This window comes from Mesorhizobium sp. M1312 (genome assembly GCF_040318115.1).
In the GTDB taxonomy this organism is placed as follows: domain Bacteria; phylum Pseudomonadota; class Alphaproteobacteria; order Rhizobiales; family Rhizobiaceae; genus Mesorhizobium.
Genome location: NZ_JAMYLQ010000018.1, coordinates 51,258 through 72,403, shown reverse-complemented (window position 1 = coordinate 72,403; position 21,146 = coordinate 51,258). Strand labels below are relative to the sequence as shown.

The 21,146-nt window shown below is 63.4% G+C and carries 14 protein-coding genes; 12 read left to right on the top strand and 2 right to left on the bottom strand.

The genetic code is table 11. From position 1 onward, the window contains the following. Positions 1-160 precede the first annotated feature (160 nt). The 12 genes from NKH36_RS20575 to NKH36_RS20520 all read left to right on the top strand — a co-directional run bounded on the left by NKH36_RS20575 (position 161) and on the right by NKH36_RS20520 (position 16,142). Entirely contained in the window at positions 161-1,558 is a 1,398-nt protein-coding gene (locus NKH36_RS20575) for an ammonium transporter (protein WP_352964189.1), read from the top strand. A gap of 22 nt (positions 1,559-1,580) precedes the next feature. Then, positions 1,581-1,799, top strand: a complete 219-nt coding sequence (locus NKH36_RS20570) for a hypothetical protein (protein WP_127316094.1) — start codon at positions 1,581-1,583, stop codon at positions 1,797-1,799. 132 nt (positions 1,800-1,931) lie between these two features. Then, a complete protein-coding gene (locus tag NKH36_RS20565; protein ID WP_352964186.1) occupies positions 1,932-2,828 on the top strand; it encodes a class II glutamine amidotransferase in 897 nt (298 codons plus the stop codon). Positions 2,829-2,832: 4 nt separating this feature from the next. Beyond that, on the top strand, positions 2,833-3,579 hold the full coding sequence (locus NKH36_RS20560; RefSeq protein WP_352964183.1) for a GltB/FmdC/FwdC-like GXGXG domain-containing protein: 747 nt from the start codon (positions 2,833-2,835) through the stop codon (positions 3,577-3,579). Between the two features lie 6 nt (positions 3,580-3,585). Continuing rightward, positions 3,586-4,914, top strand: a complete 1,329-nt coding sequence (locus tag NKH36_RS20555) for an FMN-binding glutamate synthase family protein (protein WP_352964181.1) — start codon at positions 3,586-3,588, stop codon at positions 4,912-4,914. Positions 4,915-4,951: 37 nt separating this feature from the next. Beyond that, the gene (gene glnT, locus NKH36_RS20550) at positions 4,952-6,259 is read left to right on the top strand and encodes a type III glutamate--ammonia ligase (RefSeq protein ID WP_352964179.1); all 1,308 of its coding nucleotides are present in this window, start codon (positions 4,952-4,954) and stop codon (positions 6,257-6,259) included. A gap of 36 nt (positions 6,260-6,295) precedes the next feature. Next, entirely contained in the window at positions 6,296-7,549 is a 1,254-nt protein-coding gene (locus tag NKH36_RS20545) for a sarcosine oxidase subunit beta family protein (RefSeq protein WP_352964177.1), read from the top strand. Between the two features lie 16 nt (positions 7,550-7,565). Then, entirely contained in the window at positions 7,566-7,841 is a 276-nt protein-coding gene (locus NKH36_RS20540; RefSeq protein WP_352964175.1) for a sarcosine oxidase subunit delta, read from the top strand. Positions 7,842-8,070: 229 nt separating this feature from the next. Further along, positions 8,071-11,049, top strand: coding sequence for a sarcosine oxidase subunit alpha (locus NKH36_RS20535; RefSeq protein ID WP_352964248.1), 2,979 nt, complete (start codon positions 8,071-8,073; stop codon positions 11,047-11,049). Further along, complete coding sequence (locus NKH36_RS20530; RefSeq protein ID WP_352964172.1) at positions 11,042-11,671, top strand: sarcosine oxidase subunit gamma; 630 nt, start codon at positions 11,042-11,044, stop codon at positions 11,669-11,671. Before NKH36_RS20535 ends, NKH36_RS20530 begins: the two co-directional genes overlap by 8 nt. 126 nt (positions 11,672-11,797) lie before the next feature. Further along, a complete protein-coding gene (locus tag NKH36_RS20525) occupies positions 11,798-14,167 on the top strand; it encodes a trimethylamine N-oxide demethylase (protein WP_352964169.1) in 2,370 nt (789 codons plus the stop codon). Positions 14,168-14,432: 265 nt separating this feature from the next. Then, complete coding sequence (locus NKH36_RS20520) at positions 14,433-16,142, top strand: trimethylamine N-oxide permease (RefSeq protein ID WP_352962304.1); 1,710 nt, start codon at positions 14,433-14,435, stop codon at positions 16,140-16,142. A 164-nt stretch (positions 16,143-16,306) separates the two neighbouring features. Here the strand turns inward: NKH36_RS20520 and NKH36_RS20515 are convergent, their stop codons facing one another. Then, positions 16,307-17,800 carry an aldehyde dehydrogenase family protein gene (locus NKH36_RS20515; RefSeq protein ID WP_352962302.1) on the bottom strand — a complete coding sequence of 498 codons (1,494 nt, stop codon included), beginning with the start codon at positions 17,798-17,800 and terminating at the stop codon, positions 16,307-16,309. A 68-nt stretch (positions 17,801-17,868) separates the two neighbouring features. Next, positions 17,869-21,015, bottom strand: coding sequence for an efflux RND transporter permease subunit (locus NKH36_RS20510; protein ID WP_352962299.1), 3,147 nt, complete (start codon positions 21,013-21,015; stop codon positions 17,869-17,871). Positions 21,016-21,146 lie beyond the last annotated feature (131 nt).

Genomic DNA, 21,146 nt, shown 5'->3' with positions numbered 1-21,146 from the left:
GCTTCTCCTCACACGATTGCCGGTGTTTCGCCGCTAAAGGGCACTGAAGCCCGGCGACGGTCCGCGCCATATTGACTCAAAACTCCAAAAGCGCGCAATACTAAGATGCAAAAAGTTTTACTCAGAGGCAAGGAACGCAATTGAACGGAGGGGACATGGAATGGAAGGGAATCTCAACGCTCTAACGACTATTTTCACGGAATTCTATTACTGGGTGACGATCGTCATGATGTTCCTGATCCATGTCGGGTTCTGCATGTACGAGGTCGGCGTGTCGCGCCGGCGCAATCATCTGAAAACGCTTATGAAGAACGCGATGGCGATCCCGCTCGTCACGATCACGTTCTATTTTTTCGGCTGGTGGATCTATTTCGGCTTCCCCAATGGGCCGGGCATCACCGGCGGACTTGTCACCGCACCATTTGCCGAACCATGGAATCCGCTGATGGGCACCCACCTCTCCGGTGTCAATCCAGGCGAGACGGGGGTCACCCCTACCGATGCCGCGCTGTGGCATCGCCTTAACGGCGTGTTCTGGGGCGCCTTCCTGCTGTTCTCCATCACGACGGCGTCGATCATCTCGGGTTCGATCATAGAACGCGTGCGCTCGGGTGCGTTCTGGATTGTCGCGGTGCTGGTCGGTTCGGTCCTGTGGATCCTCGATGCGTCCTGGGGCTGGCATCCGCAAGGCTGGATGGTGAAGCTCTGGGGCTATCATGATGCCTATGCGTCGGGCGTCGTGCACGCGATTGCGGGCGGAGCGGCGCTCGCCTTTCTCATCGTGCTGGGTCCGCGCATCGGCAAGTTCAGGGCCGACGGCACGGCGCGCGACATCCCACCCCACAATGTCTGGCTTGTCACGATCGGCCTGTTTCTGATCTTCACCGGCTTCTGGGGCTTCTATGCCGCGTGCAACATTCCACTGATCAGCCCGGCCACGATTGCCGGCCAGATCACCGGCGAGACCTGGACGGCGACCAACATCTATCTCGCGCCGACCACGCTCTCGGCGATCACCTTCAACTTCCTGATGTCGCTGTCGGGCGGTATGCTGGCCGGCTACATCGTCTCCAAAGGCGATCCCTTCTGGACATTCTCCATGGGGCTTTGCGGCGTTATCTCAACGTCGGCCGGCAACGACCTCTATCACCCGATCCAGGCACTGCTGATCGGCGCGATCGTCCCGACCATCTGCTACAAGCTGCACTATTTCGTCGAACGCCGCTTCAAGATCGACGATGCGGTCGGCGCCGTCGCCGTGCACGGTTATGGCGGATTCCTCGGGGTCGTGGTGGCGGGCTTCATGCTGTGGGGACAGCCGTCCTCGCCCTATGAGGGCTTCGCGCACATCAACCCGCTCGGCAATTTCGCTGGTGCGGTGCTGATGTTCGTGCTCGGCTTCGTCCCCACCTTTGTCGTCTGCAAGATCCTCAACAGCATGAACCTCCTGCGCGTACCGGCGAAGGTGGAACTCGAGGGCGTCGACTTTGCCCTCAACCATGCGTTTGAGGCGTCGGTCCGCGAAGTGGGAGCCGCCGAAAAAGCCATGATCAAATAGTCAACGGGCAAGGAGAACCGCAATGTCTACCAATGGAATGGAAAGCTGGGCCGTCGACCTCAAGGACGTCGGCGCGATCTACCCGTTTCAGGGTTCCGAAGTCGTGATGGTCATCATCGGCCTCGTCTTCTGGATTGGGTGGCACGTCCTTCAGACGCGCCACGAGAACGCTGAGATCGAGGCCGATATGGCTGCGGATCGCACGGGAGATGAGACGAGAAAGGCGATCGACCGCCATTAAGTCACCGCCGGATCGTCTGGCGCGCCATTTGCGCCAGACGACTTCTCCAGGATGAAAAAAACTTTCATACGAGTTGAACTCAACCAATGAAGCTGGTAGCACCGGAATCATACCTCACCTCGGGAGCCTGACATGTGCGGAATCGTCGGACTGTTTTTGAAGGACAAGTCACTCGAGCCCCAGCTTGGCTCGATGCTGTCGGAGATGCTGATCTCGCTCAGCGATCGCGGTCCCGACAGCGCCGGCATCGCTATCTATGGCGCGCCATCCGACAATGAGGCCAAGATCACCATCCAGTCGGCAAAGCCGGAGCACGATTTCCGCAACCTTGACGCCGAACTCGCCAGAGCGATCGGAACGCCGGTGAACGTCGCGGTGAAATCGACGCATGCGGTCGTCAGGACCACGCCCGACAAGATCGATGAAGTGCGCGAGACCATCCAGGCGCTGCGCCCCGACATCCGCATCATGGGCGCCGGCGACGTCGTCGAAATCTACAAGGAGGTCGGCTTGCCCGAAGCGGTCGTCGATCGCTTCGACGTGCGCAGCATGACCGGTACGCACGGCATCGGCCACACCCGCATGGCGACGGAATCGGCAGTGACGACGATGGGCGCGCATCCGTTCTCGACCGGCGCCGACCAGTGCCTGGTGCACAATGGCTCGCTGTCCAATCACAACAATGTCCGTCGCGAGCTGATCCGCGAAGGCATGAAATTCGAGACCGAGAACGACACGGAAGTCGCGGCCGCCTATCTCTCCTCGCAGATGGCGCATGGCAAGAATCTCGGCGAGGCGCTGGAAGGCACGCTGAGCGACCTCGACGGCTTCTTCACCTTCGTCGTCGGCACCAAGAACGGCTTCGGCGTGGTGCGCGATCCGATCGCCTGCAAGCCTGCCGTTATGGCCGAAACCGACCAGTATGTCGCCTTCGGCTCGGAATATCGCGCGCTCACCAAACTGCCCGGCATAGATAATGCGAGGGTCTGGGAACCCGAGCCCGCAACCGTCTATTTCTGGGAGCATTGAGCTCATGCCGGCAATCAACGTCTCCAAGGCGACCCGCGAGCAAGACCATGAGCAGAGTCGGGCGTCGAGGGTCTTCGACCTCAGCGAAATGCCGTTGCGCGAGCTCAACCAGGCGCTACACAATTTGACCCCCGGTTCGAACGAGACTGCCTGGGAAGTGCTCCATCCGAAAGGCAGCCATTCGGTCGCCGTCGGCGTCGACCAGCCGATCACGATCGATATTCGCGGCAGCGTCGGCTATTATTGCGGCGGCATGAACGACGGCAGCGCCATCACCGTGCATGGCTCGGCCGGACCGGGGGTTGGCGAAAACATGATGTCGGGCTCGATAACGGTCAAAGGCGATGCCAGCCAATATGCCGGCGCAACCGGCAGGGGCGGGCTGCTGGTCATCGAGGGCAATGCGTCGTCGCGCTGCGGCATTTCGATGAAGGGCATCGACATCGTCGTCCATGGCAATATCGGTCACATGTCGGCGTTCATGGCACAGTCCGGCAATCTGGTGGTGCTGGGCGATGCCGGCGATGCGCTCGGCGATTCCATCTACGAGGCGCGGCTCTTCGTGCGTGGCAAGGTCGGCAGCCTTGGCGCCGACTGCATCGCCAAGGAGATGCGGCCCGAGCATCTGGAATTGCTGCAGGGCCTGCTCGACCGCGCTGGGGTGACCGGCGTCAAAGCGGCGGAATTCAAGCGTTACGGCTCGGCGCGCACGCTTTACAACTTCAACATCGACAACGCCGACGCGTATTGAGGCAGAATGACCTATCGCAACCCGCCGACGACGCCGCGCAAATCCGCGACCTTCGACGACTACACGCTCTCCGAAATCCGCCGCGCCGCGGCGACCGGCATCTATGACATCCGTGGCGCCGGCGCCAAGCGCAAGCTGCCGCATTTCGACGACCTGCTGTTCCTCGGCGCCTCGATCTCGCGTTATCCGCTCGAAGGCTATCGCGAGCGCTGCGACACCAGTGTCGTGCTGGGCTCGCGCCATGCCAAGAAGCCGATCGAGCTGAAAATCCCGATCACGATCGCCGGCATGAGTTTCGGGTCGCTGTCCGGCCCGGCAAAAGAAGCTTTGGGCCGCGGCGCGACGCTGTCCGGTACCTCGACGACCACCGGCGACGGCGGCATGACCGAGGAAGAGCGCGGCCACTCGCAGACGCTGGTCTACCAGTATCTGCCGTCGCGCTACGGCATGAACCCGCGCGATTTGCGCCGGGCGGATGCGATCGAGATCGTCGTCGGCCAGGGCGCCAAGCCCGGCGGCGGCGGCATGCTGCTCGGCCAGAAGATCTCGGACCGGGTGGCCGAAATGCGGACGCTGCCGAAGGGCATCGACCAGCGCTCGGCCTCGCGCCATCCCGACTGGACCGGGCCTGACGATCTGGAAATCAAGATCCTGGAACTGCGTGAAATCACCGACTGGGAAAAGCCGATCTACGTAAAGATCGGCGGCGCGCGGCCCTATTACGATACAGCCCTTGCGGTGAAGTCAGGCGCGGATGTCGTCGTGATCGACGGCATGCAGGGCGGCACCGCCGCAACCCAAGAAGTGTTCATCGAGAATGTCGGCCAGCCGACGCTTGCCTGCATCAGGCCGGCGGTGCAGGCGCTGCAGGATCTCGGCATGCATCGCAAGGTGCAGCTGATCGTCTCCGGCGGCATCCGCAACGGCGCCGATGTCGCCAAGGCGCTGGCGCTCGGCGTCGACGCGGTGTCGATCGGCACGGCGGCACTTGTCGCGCTCGGCGACAACGACCCGCGCTGGGAGGCGGACTACAACGAGCTTGGCACTACCGCTGGCGCCTATGATGATTGGCATGAGGGACGCGACCCGGCCGGCATCACCACGCAGGATCCCGAACTGATGAAGCGGCTCGACCCGATCGCCGCCGGACGGCGATTGGCGAATTACCTGAAGGTGATGACGCTGGAGGCGCAGACCATTGCCCGTGCGTGCGGCAAGAACAGCCTGCACAATCTCGAGCCCGAGGATCTCGTCGCGCTGACGATTGAAGCCGCCGCCATGGCCGGCGTGCCGCTGGCCGGCACCAACTGGATACCGGGGAAGAACGGCTTCTGATACCAAACTACCAAATACCAATAAGCGAGGAACTATAATGGGGAACGATCTCGCCGCCTTCGCTAAAGGGAACGGCGTCAAATATTTCATGATTTCCTACACCGATTTGTTCGGTGGGCAGCGTGCCAAGCTGGTGCCGGCGCAAGCCATCGCCGACATGCAGAAGGACGGTGCCGGCTTTGCCGGCTTTGCCACATGGCTCGACCTGACGCCGGCGCATCCCGACATGCTGGCGGTGCCGGACCCGGATTCGGTTATCCAGCTGCCGTGGAAGCCGGAGGTCGCCTGGGTCGCTGCCAATTGCATCATGGACGACAAATCGGTCGCCCAGGCGCCGCGCAACACACTGAAGCGGCTGATTGCCGAGGCGGCCGGCGACGGCATGCATGTCAAGACCGGCGTCGAGGCCGAATTCTTCCTGATCTCGCCGGACGGCAAGACGATTTCCGACGAGTATGATACAGCATCAAAGCCCTGCTACGACCAGCAGGCGGTGATGCGCCGCTACGATGTCATCGCCGAGATCTGCGACCACATGCTGGCGCTCGGCTGGGGCGCCTATCAGAACGACCACGAGGACGCCAACGGCCAGTTCGAGATGAACTGGGCCTTCGACGATGCGCTGGCGACCGCCGACAAGCATTCCTTCTTCAAGTTCATGGTGAGGTCCGTTGCCGAAAAGCACGGGCTGCGTGCCACCTTCATGCCAAAACCATTCCCCGGCCTGACCGGCAATGGCTGTCACGCCCACATTTCGGTGTGGGACAAGGACGGCAAGACCAATGTCTTTGCCGATAATGCCATGGAGCTTGGCCTGTCGGCGAAGGGCAAGAATTTTCTCGGCGGCATCATGAAGCATGCCTCGGCACTTGCCGCGATCACCAACCCGACGGTCAATTCCTACAAGCGCATCAACGCGCCGCGCACCATTTCGGGCGCCACCTGGGCGCCGAACTCGGTGACCTGGACCGGCAACAACCGCACCCACATGGTGCGCGTGCCCGGCCCCGGCCGCTTCGAGCTGCGCCTGCCCGACGGCGCGGCAAACCCTTATCTGCTGCAGGCGGTCATCATCGCCGCCGGGCTGGACGGCATCCGCTCGAAGGCTGATCCCGGCAAGCGCTACGACATCGACATGTACCAGTTCGGCCATACGGTGGAGGGCGCGCCGAAGCTGCCGCTCAACCTGCTCGATGCATTGCGCGAGTTCGACAATGACAAATCGCTCAAGGCGGCGCTGGGTGAGGAATTCTCGTCGGCTTATCTAAAGCTCAAGCACCAGGAATGGAATTCCTATGCGTCCCACTTCACCCAGTGGGAGCGTGACCACACGCTCGACATCTGATCTGGAATTGTTGCACGCCCGGCGCGAAACAGGTTCATGAAATACTCGATCTTCTCCCTCGCCCGGGCGGCATTTTCCGGCCACAAAAACTGGCAGCGCACCTGGCGCGACGCCAGCCCGAAGGCCCACTACGACGTGGTGATCATCGGCGGCGGCGGTCACGGCCTGGCGACGGCATGGTTCCTCGCCAGCGAATACGGCATCAGGAATGTCGCCGTGCTCGAAAAAGGCTGGATCGGCTCCGGCAATGCCGGCCGCAACACCACCATCATCCGCTCCAATTACGGGCTGCCCGGCAATACCGGCTTCTACGAGCTGTCGATGAAGCTGTGGGAGCGCATGGAGCAGGACCTCAACTACAACACGATGGTCAGCCAGCGCGGCGTCATCAACCTCTATCATTCCGACGCGCAGCGTGATGCCTATGCGCGGCGTGGCAACACCATGCGCATCAATGGCATCGATGCCGAACTGCTCGACCTGGCGGCGGTCAAGAAGATGATGCCGTTCCTGAACTTCGACAATGCACGCTTTCCCGTGCAAGGCGGCCTGCTGCAGCGGCGCGGCGGCACGGCGCGCCACGACGCGGTGGTCTGGGGCTACGCCCATGCGGCGAGCGCGCTCGGCGTCGACATCATCCAGAACTGCGAAGTGACAGGTTTTGCGCGCGATGCCAACGGCAAGGTGACCGGCGTCGAGACTTCGCGCGGCACGATCGGCGCCGGCAAGGTCGGCATGGCCGTTGCCGGCAGTTCGTCGCGCGTCGCGGCGATGGCGGGCCTGCGCCTGCCGATCGAAAGCCATGTGCTGCAGGCCTTCGTCTCCGAGGCGATCAAGCCGCTGATCCCCAACGTCATGACCTTCGGCGCCGGCCACTTCTATGTCAGCCAGTCCGACAAGGGCGGGCTGGTCTTCGGCGGCGACATCGACGGCTATAATTCCTATGCCCAGCGCGGCAACATGCCGGTCATGGAAGACGTCTGCGAGGGCGGAATGGCGCTGATGCCGATGATCGGCCGCGTGCGCCTCTTGCGCCAGTGGGGCGGCATCATGGACATGTCGATGGACGGTTCGCCGATCATCGACAAGACGCCGGTGGACGGGCTCTATCTCAATGCCGGCTGGTGCTATGGCGGCTTCAAGGCAACGCCCGGCTCCGGACTTGTCTTTGCCCATCTTCTCGCCCGCGACGAACCGCACACGGAGGCGGAACGGTTCCGCCTCGACCGGTTCCGGCGGGGTGCTGTGATCGATGAAAAGGGCGTCGGCGCCCAACCGAACCTGCACTGAGGACGGCCCGGAAAACATGCGTATTGTCTGTCCCTTCTGCGGCGAACGCGAACTCGGCGAGTTCACCTATCTCGGCGACGCCAAGCCGGTGCGTCCGGCGGCCGGCGCCTCGGAAGACGACGTCTTTGACTACGTCTATCTGCGCGACAATGTCGCCGGTGCGATGAGCGAACATTGGTACCATGGCGGCGGCTGCCGGGCCTGGCTGAAGATCACCCGCAACACGCTGACGCACGAGATTTCCTCGGTCGAGCCGGCCGCGGGCGTCGGTGCGAGGCAGGTGGCAAAATGACCATTCTTAGCCAACTCAGCGCCGCCCCTCATCCGCCTGCCGGCACCTTCTCCCCGTATAGTGACGGGGAGAAGGGACATGGCTGCAACCTCGGCGCTCATGCTGCTACGCTGGAGATTGGCGAAACCCTCAGTGAAGGCGTCCTTCTCCCCGTCACTATACGGGGAGAAGTGCCCGCCAGGGCGATGAGGGGCAGCGCGGCGTTCTTACATGAAGGCCGGCAATCGTGATTTCCAGCCAACCCAATCGTCTCTCATCGGGCGGTCTCATTGACCGCTCGGCGTCGCTGAACTTTCGCTTCGACGGCAAAACCTTTGCCGGCTTCGAGGGCGACACGCTCGCCTCGGCGCTGATTGCCAATGGCGTCAAGCTGGTCGGCCGGTCGTTCAAATACCACCGGCCGCGCGGCATCCTGACCGCAGGCTCGGAAGAACCCAACGCGCTGGTCGAGCTGCGCACGGGCGCGCGTCGCGAGCCCAACACCAAGGCGACCACAGCCGAACTTTATGACGGTCTCGAAGCAGCCAGCCAGAACCGCTGGCCGTCGCTGCGCCACGATCTGATGGCGGTGAACCAGCTGTTCGCGCCGATCTTCGTTGCCGGCTTCTACTACAAGACCTTCATGTGGCCGGCAAAGTTTTGGGAAGCCATCTACGAGCCGGCAATCCGCCGCGCCGCCGGTCTCGGACGCGCGGCGGGCGTTGCCGATCCCGACCATTACGACAAGGCCTGGGCGTATTGCGACGTGCTGATCGCCGGTTCCGGCCCAGCCGGGCTGGCGGCAGCACTTGCCGCCGGTCGCAGCGGCGCCCGCGTCATCCTGTGTGAGGAAGATTTTGCGCTCGGCGGCCGGCTGCTTGCCGATGGCGGCACGATCGACGGTATGCCGGCGGCCGAATGGGTTTCCCGCACCCTGGGCGAGCTCGCGACGTTGCCCGACGTCCGCATCATGAACCGCACGACGCTGTTCGGTGTCTATGATGGCGGCACCTATGGCGCCATCGAACGGGTCAACGATCATCTGCCCTCGCCGCCGGAGCATCAGGTGCGCCAGCGTCTCTGGCGGATCGTGGCAAAGCGCTCAATCGTTGCCGCCGGCGCCATCGAACGGCCAATCGTCTTTGCCGGCAACGACACGCCCGGCGTGATGATGGCTTCGGCGATGCGGACCTATGTCACGCGCTATGCGGCGACCCCTGCGAAGCGGATCGCCCTGTTCACCAACAATGAGGATGGCTGGCGCACGGTCGAGACCGCGGTTGGCGCCGGATTGCAGATCGCGGCCGTCGTCGATGCTCGCCCAGACGTGTCCGCCGCGCATCGCGCGCTTGCCGCCAAAGCTGGCTTTCCCGTGCTGAACGGTTCGGTCGCCGGTGTCGAAGGCGGCAAGGACGGTGTCAGGAAAATCTCCGTGGCACTCGCCGGCGGTGCACGCGCCGAGGTCGAAGCCGACGGGCTTGCCGTTTCCGGCGGCTGGAACCCGGCGGTCGGGCTGACCTCCTACCATCGCGGCCGGCCGAAGTGGCAGGACGATATATCAGCCTTCGTGCCGGACGGTGCCCCTCCGGGCATGGTGGCCGCGGGTGCCGCCAACGGCGCCTTCGGCCTCGGCGCCTGCCTGAGCCAGGGGTTTGCCGCCGGTGTGGCAGGGGCACAAAGTGCCGGACACAGCGGCGACGCCGGCGCTCCGCCAGTCGCCGACGATGACGCCTTTTCGCTGACCCCGCTCTGGCATGTCGCCGGCAAAGGCAAAGCCTTTGTCGACTGCCAGCATGACGTCACCGCGTCGGATATCGAGCTGGCGCAGCGCGAAGGCTTTGAATCGGTCGAGCATCTCAAGCGCTATACGACGCTCGGCATGGCCACCGACCAGGGCAAGACCTCGAACGTCGCCGGCCTCGCCATCATGGCGGCGGTATCAGGCAAATCCATCCCCGAGACCGGCACGACGATCTATCGCCCGCCCTATGTGCCGGTCGCCATCGGCGCCTTCGCCGGCCATCATCGCGATGAGAACTTCCATGCGACAAGGCTGACGCCGTCGCATCACTGGGCAGCCGAACAGGGAGCGGTGTTCGTCGACACGGGCCTGTGGAAGCGCGCGCAATGGTATCCTCGCGCCGGCGAGAAGGACTGGCTGGAATCGGTCACCCGCGAGGTCAAGGCGGTGCGCTCTGGCGTCGGCTTCTGCGATGTCTCGACGCTCGGCAAGATCGACGTGCACGGACCGGATGCCGGCGCCTTCCTCGACCGCGTCTACATCAACGCCTTCTCCAATCTTGCTGTGGGAAAAGCGCGCTACGGGCTGATGCTGCGCGAAGACGGCATGGTCTATGACGACGGCACCACGTCGCGGCTGGCCGAGAACCACTATTTCCTGACCACCACCACCGCCAAGGCCGGGCCGGTGATGCAGCATCTCGAATTCTGCCGGCAGGTGCTGTTTCCACAACTCGACGTGCAGCTCACGTCCGTCTCCGACCAGTGGGCGCAATTCTCGATCGCCGGGCCGAAGACCCGGGACCTGCTTCGGGAAATCGTCGAGCCGGCGGAGGATCTGTCGAACGAGGGGTTTCCATTCATGGGCGCGCGGGAGGTATCCCTTCGCGGCGGCATCAAGGCACGGCTGTTCCGCATCTCGTTCTCCGGCGAGATGGCGTTCGAGATTTCCGTCCCCGCCCGCTACGGCGACGCGCTGGTCCGCAATCTGATGCTGCCCGGCAAACAATTCGGCGTGACGCCCTACGGCACCGAGGCGCTCGGCGTCATGCGCATCGAAAAGGGCCATGTCGCCGGGCCCGAACTGAACGGCACGACGACGGCCGCCGACCTCGGGCTTGGCAAGATGATGTCGACCAAGAAGGATTTTATCGGCCGCGTCATGGCCGGGCGCGAGGCGCTGGCGGCAGCGGATCGGCAGGTCGTGGTTGGCATCAAGCCGACCGACAAGACGCGCCGCCTGCGCTCCGGCGCACATGTCATTCCGAAGGGCGAGATACCGGGGTCCGCCAACGACCAGGGTTATGTCACCTCGGTCTGCTTCTCGCCGACACTCGACCAGTGGATCGGGCTGGCGCTTGTCGAGCGCGGCCGCGAGCGCATCGGCGAGATCGTCCATGCGCATGATCTGCTGCGTGGTGAAGACTATGATGTCGAGCTCTGCAATCCCGTCTTCTACGATCCGGATGGAGGGCGCCAGCGTGGCTGAATTTTCGTGGCTTCCCAGCAGCCCCTTGGAGCATGCGCTTGCCGTGGGCGCCTATGGCGCGCGCGACGTCGCGCCGGGCATTTCGTTCACTGAAGTTCGCAATTTCGACCTGATCCAGGTGATGGCGCGCCGCGGCAAAGGGGCAGAACTGGCAAGCGCCGCCAAGGCCCGTTTCGGCATGGCGGCTCCGGATGCGCCCAAGGCGGTCCAAGCCACGGACGCCTGGCTGATCTGGTCGGGACCGGACCAGTTCCTCGTCCTGTCGAAGGGCGGCAAGCACGCGATCGAGCCGCTAACCCAGGCGTTTTCGCAATCGGCTTCGCTGTCGGACCAGTCGCATGCGCGCGCCTGGATCAGCGTCTCGGGAGCCAAGGCGCGCACCATGCTGGCGAAATTGTCGTCCATCGATCTGCACCCGACGGCGTTCCCGATCGGCGCCGCGGCCGCGACGTCGATCGACCATACCAGCGTCAATCTCTGGCGCGGCGACGACCGGCCGGATGGGCAAGCGGTGTTCAATCTTCTGGTGTTTGCAACCTTCGCCGAAAGCTTGTGGCACACAATGCTCGACGCGGCCGCCGAATACGGCGTCGACATCAGGCATTCGGAGGAATTCGCGTAAAGTTTCATCCGCGTGTGTGCCGGCCCGCAGGAAGCCTCACCTTGCTAAATCCGGCCCTGCCGCCTATTCTTGCTGCTAAAATAATTTCACGTACAGGCAAACTTGTTTCTCTAAACTGGGGTCGAGATGAGCCAGTCGCCCTACCCCGCCGTCGCAGCCGGACCGCCCCGGCCGAGCCTTATCCTTAGGCCCGGCCAGATGGCGCTGCCGGCTGGCATGGAGCGCTACCCTGTGCGAGGCAATGGCGCGGTGCTCATCGAGATCGAGGCCGGCGACACCATCACCGTGCGCAATGTCGAAGGCGGCCAGGCCTGCGAGCTTTTGGCTTGGGGCAAGAACGGCGCGATTGATGCCGGCATTTTCGGCGAGAAATCGAACAGCAACGCCGCCGGCATCAAGGCGCTGCTGGCCGATGGCGACGACAGCCTCGCGTCCTTGCGACGAGGGCTGGAGCGACGGCAGGTGCAGCTCGACCAGCCAAAGGCGGTTCGCGTCTTCGGCGGCGCCACCCCTGCCGGCACCGAACAGGGTTTTACCGTCGCCCGCGACGGCTCGATGCTCATTGCCGCCCCGGGTGGTCCGATGCTAGTCGATGGCCATGACACGGCGACGCCGCTCAGCGTCATTGTCCGCCGCGCGACGATCCGTCCGATGGCGAAGTCGCAATTGGGCGATCCACTGGCCGATCCGGTGCTTGATCTGCGCGTCCAGTCGGCGACGGCGGAAGCCTATTTCGTCAAAGCCGGCGACTATCTGCAGATCATCGATGTCGACGGGCGCCAATGCACCGACTTCCAATGCTTTTCGGCGCGCAAGCTGGACAAGGGACGTGATCATCCGCTCGACGTGACGACGACCCGCACGCTGATGGGTTCGAGCTATCCGATGCCAGGTCTGCACTCGAAATATTACGACCAGGACATGGAGCCGCTGGTCGAGGTGGTGCAGGACACGTGCGGCCGGCATGACGCGTTCGCGCTCGCTTGCGCCGCCAAATATTACGACGACATCGGCTATCCCGGTCACCCCAACTGCTCGGAGAATTTCAACCGCGCGCTTGCCGACAAGGGAGTGAACCCCCGCGCCGGCTGGATGGCGATCAATTTCTTCTTCAACACGGCGATCGACGCGCATGGCGTCATGGTTTCCGACGAGCCATGGTCGCGGCCGGGCGACTATGTGCTGCTGCGCGCGCTTACCGACATCGTCTGCGTGTCGTCGGCCTGCCCCGACGACACGACGCCGGCCAATGGCTGGAACCTGACCGATATCCATGTGCGGACCTATTCCGGTCAGCACAAATTCTCGCGAGCGATCGCCAGACGCATGACGCCCGATTCGGAACCGAAAATGACCCGCGAGACCGCTTTTCATTCGAGCTTTGCCAAGCACACCCGCAACTTCGTCGAGTACAGGGGGTATTGGCTGGCTAATTCCTTCGCCAGGCAAGGGCCTATCGACGAATACTGGGCTTGCCGCCAGGATGCCGTGATCATGGACCTGTCGCCACTGCGCAAGTTCGAGGTCACCGGTCCGGATTCCGAAGCGCTGCTGCAATACACGCTGACCCGCGACGTCAAGAAGCTCGGCGTTGGCCAGGTTGTTTATTCCGCCATGTGCTACGAGCATGGCGGCATGATCGACGACGGCACGCTGCTCAGGCTCGGCAAGGACAATTTCCGCTGGGTCGGCGGCGACGATCTTTCCGGCGAATGGCTGCGCGAAACGGCGACGAAACTTGGCCTCAACGTGCTGGTGCGCTCGTCGACCGACCAGATGCACAATGTCGCCGTGCAAGGACCGAAGAGCCGCGACATCCTCAAGGAGATCATCTGGACCTCGCCGTTGCAGCCGTCGATCGAGGAGCTCGAATGGTTCCGTTTCGCCGTCGCCCGCATCGGCGGCGGCAACGGCATTCCGGTCGTCGTCTCGCGCACCGGCTACACCGGCGAACTCGGCTACGAGATCTGGTGCCATCCCCGCGACGCCGCGAAGGTGTTCGACGCGATCTGGGAGGCCGGCCAGCCGCACGGCTTGAAGCCGATGGGGCTGCAGGCGCTCGAAATGGTGCGCATCGAGGCCGGGCTGATATTTGCCGGCTATGAATTTTCCGACCAGACCGATCCGTTCGAGGCCGGCATCGGTTTCACCGTGCCGCTGAAGACCAAGACCGACGATTTCATCGGGCGCGAGGCGCTGATCCGGCGCAAGGAAAACCCGCAAAAGAAGCTGGTCGGCCTCGACATCGACGCCAATGTCGCGGTCGGCCATGGCGATTGCATCCATGTCGGCCGTGCCCAGATCGGCGAGGTTACCTCGAGCATGCGCTCGCCGGTGCTGAACAAGAACATCGCGCTGGCCAGGCTCGACGTCACCCATGCCGCGATCGGCACCGAGGTCGAGATCGGCAAGCTCGACGGCCACAGCAAGCGGCTGCCGGCGCGCGTCGTCGCCTTCGCCCATTACGACCCGCAAAAGAGCAGACCGCGCTCCTGACGATCGTTTCAGGCCCGTCACCGTTCCCGAACGTTTGCGCCGCCCCTCGTCTGCCTGCCGGCAAAGGCCGACGTGTTTCGCAAGCGAGGTGTGCATAGTTTCACAAATTGCTTGACGTGAAAGCGCGGCGGATCAATCTTCACTGTTAAGAAAAAAATACTACTGAGCGGAAAACGCTTGGGGTCGTTCAACGCTGTGCGTCGGTGACGCATCGCGTGGTGTCGGCGTCGCCGATGGGGAACATCAAAATGGGGAATTCACGTAAATGAGCACGATAGTCTCTGCCCTGGTGCCGCCTGCCGAAGGGAAGCTGCACCGGAATATCGATTGGCGCGGCGCCTTCTGGGTGGCAAGCGGCGTTCCAGCCCTTGTGCTGTTTTCGATCGGCGGCATTGCCGGCACGACCGGGAAGCTGGCCTTCCTGATCTGGACCATGTCCATGATCATGGGCTTCCTGCAATCCTTCACCTATGCGGAAATCGCCGGCCTGTTCCCGAACAAATCCGGCGGCGCCTCGATCTATGGCGCCACCGCCTGGCTGCGTTATTCCAAGTTCATCGCGCCGCTGTCGGTGTGGTGCAACTGGTTCGCCTGGTCGCCGGTGCTATCGCTCGGCTGCTCGATCGCCGCCGCCTACATCCTCAACGCGCTGGCGCCGGTGCCGCTGTTTACCGACACCTCGCCGGAAGTCGCCGCCTATATCGCGGCCAATGCCGGAACGAGTGTCGCCGATGCGATCACCGCGGTGAGCGCGGCCGCCACACCGGCGATCCGGAACTGGACGCTCTACGGTCACACGCTGGGTCCGGTCTCCTTCACCTTCAACGCCACCTTTTTCATCGGCGCCGTGCTGATGCTGATCATCTTCTCCATCCAGCATCGCGGCATCCTGGGCACCGCCAACGTACAGAAATATATCGGCCTGTTCGTGATCATTCCGATGCTGATCGTCGGCGTCGTGCCGATCGTCACCGGCCAGATCGACTGGGCGAATTTTTCGCCGCTGGTGCCGCTCGCAGCCGCCTACGCGCCGGAGCCCGGGGCGTGGAACATCGCCGGCTGGACGCTCGTCCTTGGCGGCATGTTCATTGCCGCGTGGTCGACCTATGGCTTCGAGACCGCGGTCTGCTACACGTCCGAGTTCAAGAACCCCGGCACCGACACCTTCAAGGCGATCTTCTATTCCGGCTTGCTGTGCATGCTGCTGTTCCTCCTGGTGCCGTTCACCTTCCAGGGCGTGCTCGGCTTGAACGGCATGCTGGCGACCCCGATCGTCGACGGCTCCGGCGTTGCCGATGCCCTGGCCGGGATGGTCGGTGGCGGACAGCTGATCCATAGCCTTCTGGTGATGCTGATGATCCTGGCCCTGGTGCTGTGCATCATGACGGCGATGGCGGGGTCCTCGCGCACGCTCTATCAGGGCTCAGTCGACGGCTGGCTGCCGCGCTATCTCAGCCATGTCAACGAACACGGCGCCCCGACCCGCGCCATGTGGACAGACCTGATCTTCAACCTGGCCGTGCTGGCCATCGCTTCGGCCGACGCGACCAGCTTCTTCTTCATCCTCGCCGTGTCGAATTGCGGATACATCATCTTCAACTTCCTCAACCTCAACGCCGGCTGGATCCATCGCATCGACAACGGCCATATCGCGCGGCCGTGGAAGGCACCGAGCTGGCTGCTCGGCCTCGGCGCCATCCTTGCCTATGTCAACATGATCTTCATGGGCGCCGGCGCAAAGGTCTGGAACCCGATGGCGCTGTGGGCAGGACTGATCACGGCTGCCCTGATCATCCCGGTGTTCTGCTTCCGGCATTACATCCAGGACAAGGGCAAATTCCCCGACCACATGCTGGCTGATCTCGGCATGACCTCATCCGATCTCGCCGTCAGAAAGGCGGGCATCTTACCCTACCTGACGCTGATCGCCGGCGTCGCGGTGATGCTGCTCGCAAACTGGCTGTTCGTCATCTGATATCAGCCTCAAAGATTGAGCGCGACGCGCGCTCGGTCCCCTTGCACGTTTGTTCTTGCTTTGTGCCGGCAGTTATGCTACTGTTCTAACTGTAGTGCCGATTGGCACCGATGACCCGCCGCCGAGGCGGGTTTTTTCGTTTCATGCCATATCCCGCGTGAGACTCAATCGATCTTGATGAACACGCCCTTGGTGTTGAGATACTCGTCGAGGTGCTCGGCGCCGCCCTCGCGGCCGTAGCCGCTCATCTTGTAGCCGCCGAAAGGCATGGCCGGATCTATGGCGTGATAGGTGTTCACCCAGACCGAGCCGGCGCGGATTTTCCTGGAAAGCTGGTGGGCGGTGGCGAGATTTTGGGTGAAGACCCCGGCAGCAAGACCGTAGGGCGTGTTGTTGGCCCGCTCGACCGCCTCGTCGAGCGTATCGAACGGCAGTGCCGAGATGACCGGCCCGAAGATTTCCTCGCGCGCGATCCTCATGTCGTCAGAGACATCGGCAAAAACCGTCGGCGCGACGAAATTGCCGGCGGCCAGCGCGCCCTGCATAAGGCGTTCACCGCCGGTCACGAGGGTCGCGCCCTCCGCCGTGCCGGCCTCGAGATACGAAGCGACCCGTTGCAGCTGCTTTTCGGAGACGAGCGGGCCGATTTCGGTCGCCGGGTCAATACCGTCGCCGATCCTGAGACCTCTGGCGTAGACCGCCAGGCGCGCGACGAACTCGTCGTGGATGGAGCGTTCGACGAACAGGCGCGAGCCGGCGATGCAGATCTGGCCGGAATTGGCGAACACCGACATCGCCGCGACCGGCACCGCTCTGTCGAGATCGGCGTCGGCGCACACGATGACCGGCGACTTGCCGCCAAGCTCCAGCGAAACGCGTTTGAGATTGCCCGCCGAGGCGCGGACGATCGACTGGCCGGTCGCTGTCGAGCCGGTAAAAACGATCTTGTCGACGCCCTTATGCTCGGCAAGTGCCGCGCCTGCCTCAGCGCCGGTGCCGGTCACGATGTTGACGACGCCGGGCGGAACGCCGGCCTCGTTCATGATGTCGGCGATCAGAAGCGGCGTCAGCGGCGCCTCTTCGGAAGGTTTCAGCACGACCGTGCAGCCGGTGGCCAGCGCCGGCCCGATCTTCCAGATCGAAGCGGCCGTCGGTGCGTTCCAGGGGATAATGGCGCCGACGACGCCGACCGGCTCCTTGCGCGTGAAGGAGACGATTTCGCCCGGCAGCGAGTTCTCGATCGTCTCGCCATGCAGGGACGTCGCCATGCCGGCGTAGTAGCGCAGCATACCGATGACGCGGTTGCGGTTGGCGCGGGTACGCACGATCGGCATGCCCATGTCGGTCGTGTCCGAGCGGCTGATCTCCTCCCAGTGCTTTTCGAAGAGGTCGGCGATCCTGAGGAGCAGCACCTGTCGCTCGTAGGGCTTATATCTGCTCCACGGCCCGTCGAAGGCCCTGCGCGCCGCGGCCACCGCCAGCTCGATATCCTGGCGGTCGCCGTGCGGCACCGTGGCGATGACCGCGCCGGTGGCCGGATTGCGGGTCTCCACAGTGCGGCCCGAGCGGGCGTCGACCCAGGCGCCATCGACGAACATCTGGCGGTAGCGTCCGTCGATTGGCTGGCGCAGCGCCGCCGGTGTCTGAGCTACGGTCATGACGGTCCTCCTCCAGCGCTCCTGCCGGTGGGCGGATTTAACCCCTGGACGTCACATCTGCCAACGCTCTATTCGGCGGCCAGAGCCAGTCGCGGCCTGTCGTCGTTTTCTGCCAGGTCCGGCTCGGCCGCCTGCTCCGCATCCTCGGCCTTCTTGCGCTCCCTGCCGAAGAACAAGGCATAGCCTGCCGGAAGGACGAGAATGGTGAGCACGGTGGCAACGAGGATGCCGCCCATCATGGCATAGGCGAGCGGACCCCAGAAGACGCCGCGCGAGATCGGGATCAGCGCCAGGACCGCCGTCAGCGCCGTCAGCATGATCGGCCGGAAACGGCGGACCGCCGAGCCGATAATGGCCTCCGAGCGTTCCATGCCGGCCGCGATATCCTGGTCGATCTGGTCGACCAGGATGATCGAGTTGCGCATGATGATGCCGAGCAGCGCGATGACGCCGAGGATGGCGACGAAGCCGAAAGGTGCGCCACTGATCAAAAGTGCCGCCGCTGCGCCGATGATGCCGAGCGGACCGGTTGCCAGCACCAGCATCGCCTTGCCGAAATGCTGCAGCTGGATCATCAGCAGCACGACGATGACGGCGAGCATGATTGGAGCTTTCGCAGCAATGGAGGCCTGGCTTTCGGCCGAATCCTCGGCGCCGCCCTGGATCTCGATGTTGTAGCCGGGCGCCAGACCGTCGCGAAGGCCTTGCATCTCGCTGTACATCTTCATGACGACATCGTTCGACTGCACGCCGTCCGGCAGCGTGGCGCGCACGCTGATGGTCGGCAGGCGGTCGCGCCGCCATTCGACGCCTTGCTCCAGCACCGGGACGACCTTGGCGACCTGCGACAGCGGCACGAAGCCACCGAAATCCGTCGGGACAGAGACGGAGTCGACTGCCGAGAGCAGGTGACGGCTTGCTTCCGGTTCGCGGGCGACGATCGAAACGGTCTCCTCGCCGTCGCGGAAATCATCGAGCGGCGCGCCCGACATGGTTGCCTGCAGCATCTGGCGGATGCGCTGCGAAGTGACGCCGAGCGCACGGGCGCGATCCTGGTCGATCACCAGCTTCATCTCCGGCACCGGCTCCAGCCAGTCGTCGTGAACGGCGCCGAGCAGCGGATTTGCCTGGAACTTCGCCTTCACCTCGTCGGCGATGCGGCGCACCTCCTGGCGATCCGGGCCCATGACGCGCATCTGCACCGGCCAGCCCGTGGGTGGCCCGAGGAACAGGCGGTCGACCTTGGCGCGGACCGACGGGAAATCCTCGGCCAGAATGGTGCGCAGCTTGACGATCAGCCGTTCGCGGGCCGGTTCGTCATTGGCCATCACCAGAAGCTGGGCGAAGTTCGGATTGCGAAGCTGCTGGTCGAGCGGCAGGAAGAAGCGCGGCGCACCCTCGCCGATATAGGTGGCTATGAAGCGCTTGTCCTTGTCGTCCATCATCCTGGTTTCGAGCGCCTTGGCCTGCGTCTCGACTTCCTTGATGCTGGTGCCCTCCGGCAGCCAGAGATCGACAAGAATTTCCGGACGCGACGACTGCGGGAAGAAATTCTGCGGGATGAACTGGAACGCCCACAGGCTGGTGGCGAAGGTCACCAGCGTCATGACCAGCACGATGATGCGGTGGCGCACGGACCAGCCGACGGTGGCGCGAAGCCGGCGGTAGAAGCGCGTGTCGAAGACATCGTGATGGTTGCCGGCGTGTTTTCGCTGCTTGAGGATCATGTGACCGAGCCACGGCGTGAAATAGACCGCCACGAACCAGGACACGATCAGCGCGATGCCGACGACATAGAACAGCGTGCGCACATATTCACCTGCCGTCGAGGCCGCGAAGCCGACCGGAATGAAGCCGGCGGTGGTGATCAGCGTGCCGCTCAGCATCGGGAAGGCCGTCGAGGTATAGGCGAAGCTCGCCGCCTCGATTTTGACCAGTCCTTCCTCGAGCTTGCGCTCCATCATTTCGACGACGATCATCGCGTCGTCGACGAGCAGGCCGAGCGCGATGATCAGCGCGCCGAGCGAAATGCGCTGCAGATCGATGCCGATCTCGTACATGATGGCGAAGGTGGCGGCCAGCACGAGCGGAATGGTGATCGCGATCACCAGGCCCGAACGCCAGCCGATCGTCAGGAACGAGACGACAAGCACGATCAGCAGCGCCTCGCCAAGCGCCTTCATGAACTCGCTCACCGCTTCCCGGACAACTTCCGGCTGGTCGGCGATCTGATCGACCGAAACCCCGTAAGGTAAAGCCTCTTCGAAGCGGTGATAAGTCGCCTCGACGTCCTTGCCGACATCGGTGACGTTGAAGCCCTTGGCCATGACGACGCCGACCTGGACGCTATCGTGCCCGTTGAAGCGATATTTGCGCTGATAGGGGTCTTCGAGACCTGTGGTCACGGTTGCGATGTCGCCGAGGCGCGTCACCTGGTTGCCGGCGCGCAGGCGAAGTTCACGGATGTCGGCCGCCTCCGTCACATTGCCTTCGACCGAGATGCGCACAGAGCGCTGGCCGGTGTCGACCGAACCTGCCGGATCGACATTGTTCTGGCCCTTGATCGCGTTCTGCAGATCGGTGAGCGTCAGGCCGCGCTCGGCAAGCACCTTGGACGAAACGTCGATGTAGAGTTTTTCCGGCTGGTCGCCGATGATCACGGCCTTTTCGACGCCGGGCGTCGTCAGCAGCATGTCACGCGCCTGGATGGCTAATTTCTTCAGCTCGGGATAGCTATAGCCGTCGCCGCTGATCGAATGCAGGGTGATGAAAGTGTCGCCGAACTCATCGTTGAAGTAGGGCCCGAGCAGCCCCTGAGGCAGCTCGTTGGCTATATCGCCGACCTTCTTGCGCACCTGATAGAAGGCATCCGCGACCTGCGCGGGATTGGTGTCGCCTTCCACCTGCAAGGTGATGATGGCGCTGCCGGCGCGTGTGTAGGAACGGACGAAATCGAGATGCGGCGTTTCCTGCAGCTTGCGCTCGATCTTGTTGACGACCTGGTCCTCCATCTCCTGGATCGAGGCACCCGGCCAGACAGCCTGGACGACCATGACGCGGAAGGTGAAGTCCGGGTCTTCCTTCTGGCCCATGCGCATCAGGCCGAGCGCACCGGCGACGATGATCAGGCCAAACAGGAACCGCGCAATGCTCGGGTGCCCGATTGCCCAGCGCGAAAGATTGAAGGGCCGCTTCTCATTGGTGTCGGTGGTCATAGCGCCAGTCCATTTGTCTGATCGTCAGCGCACGCACATGGCATGCCCACGGAGCTTCTCATGCTGGCTTCCGGGCGGCGAGGCTTTCCGAACGGAGAGACACTCATCACTGTGGGGACGCGAGGATCGAT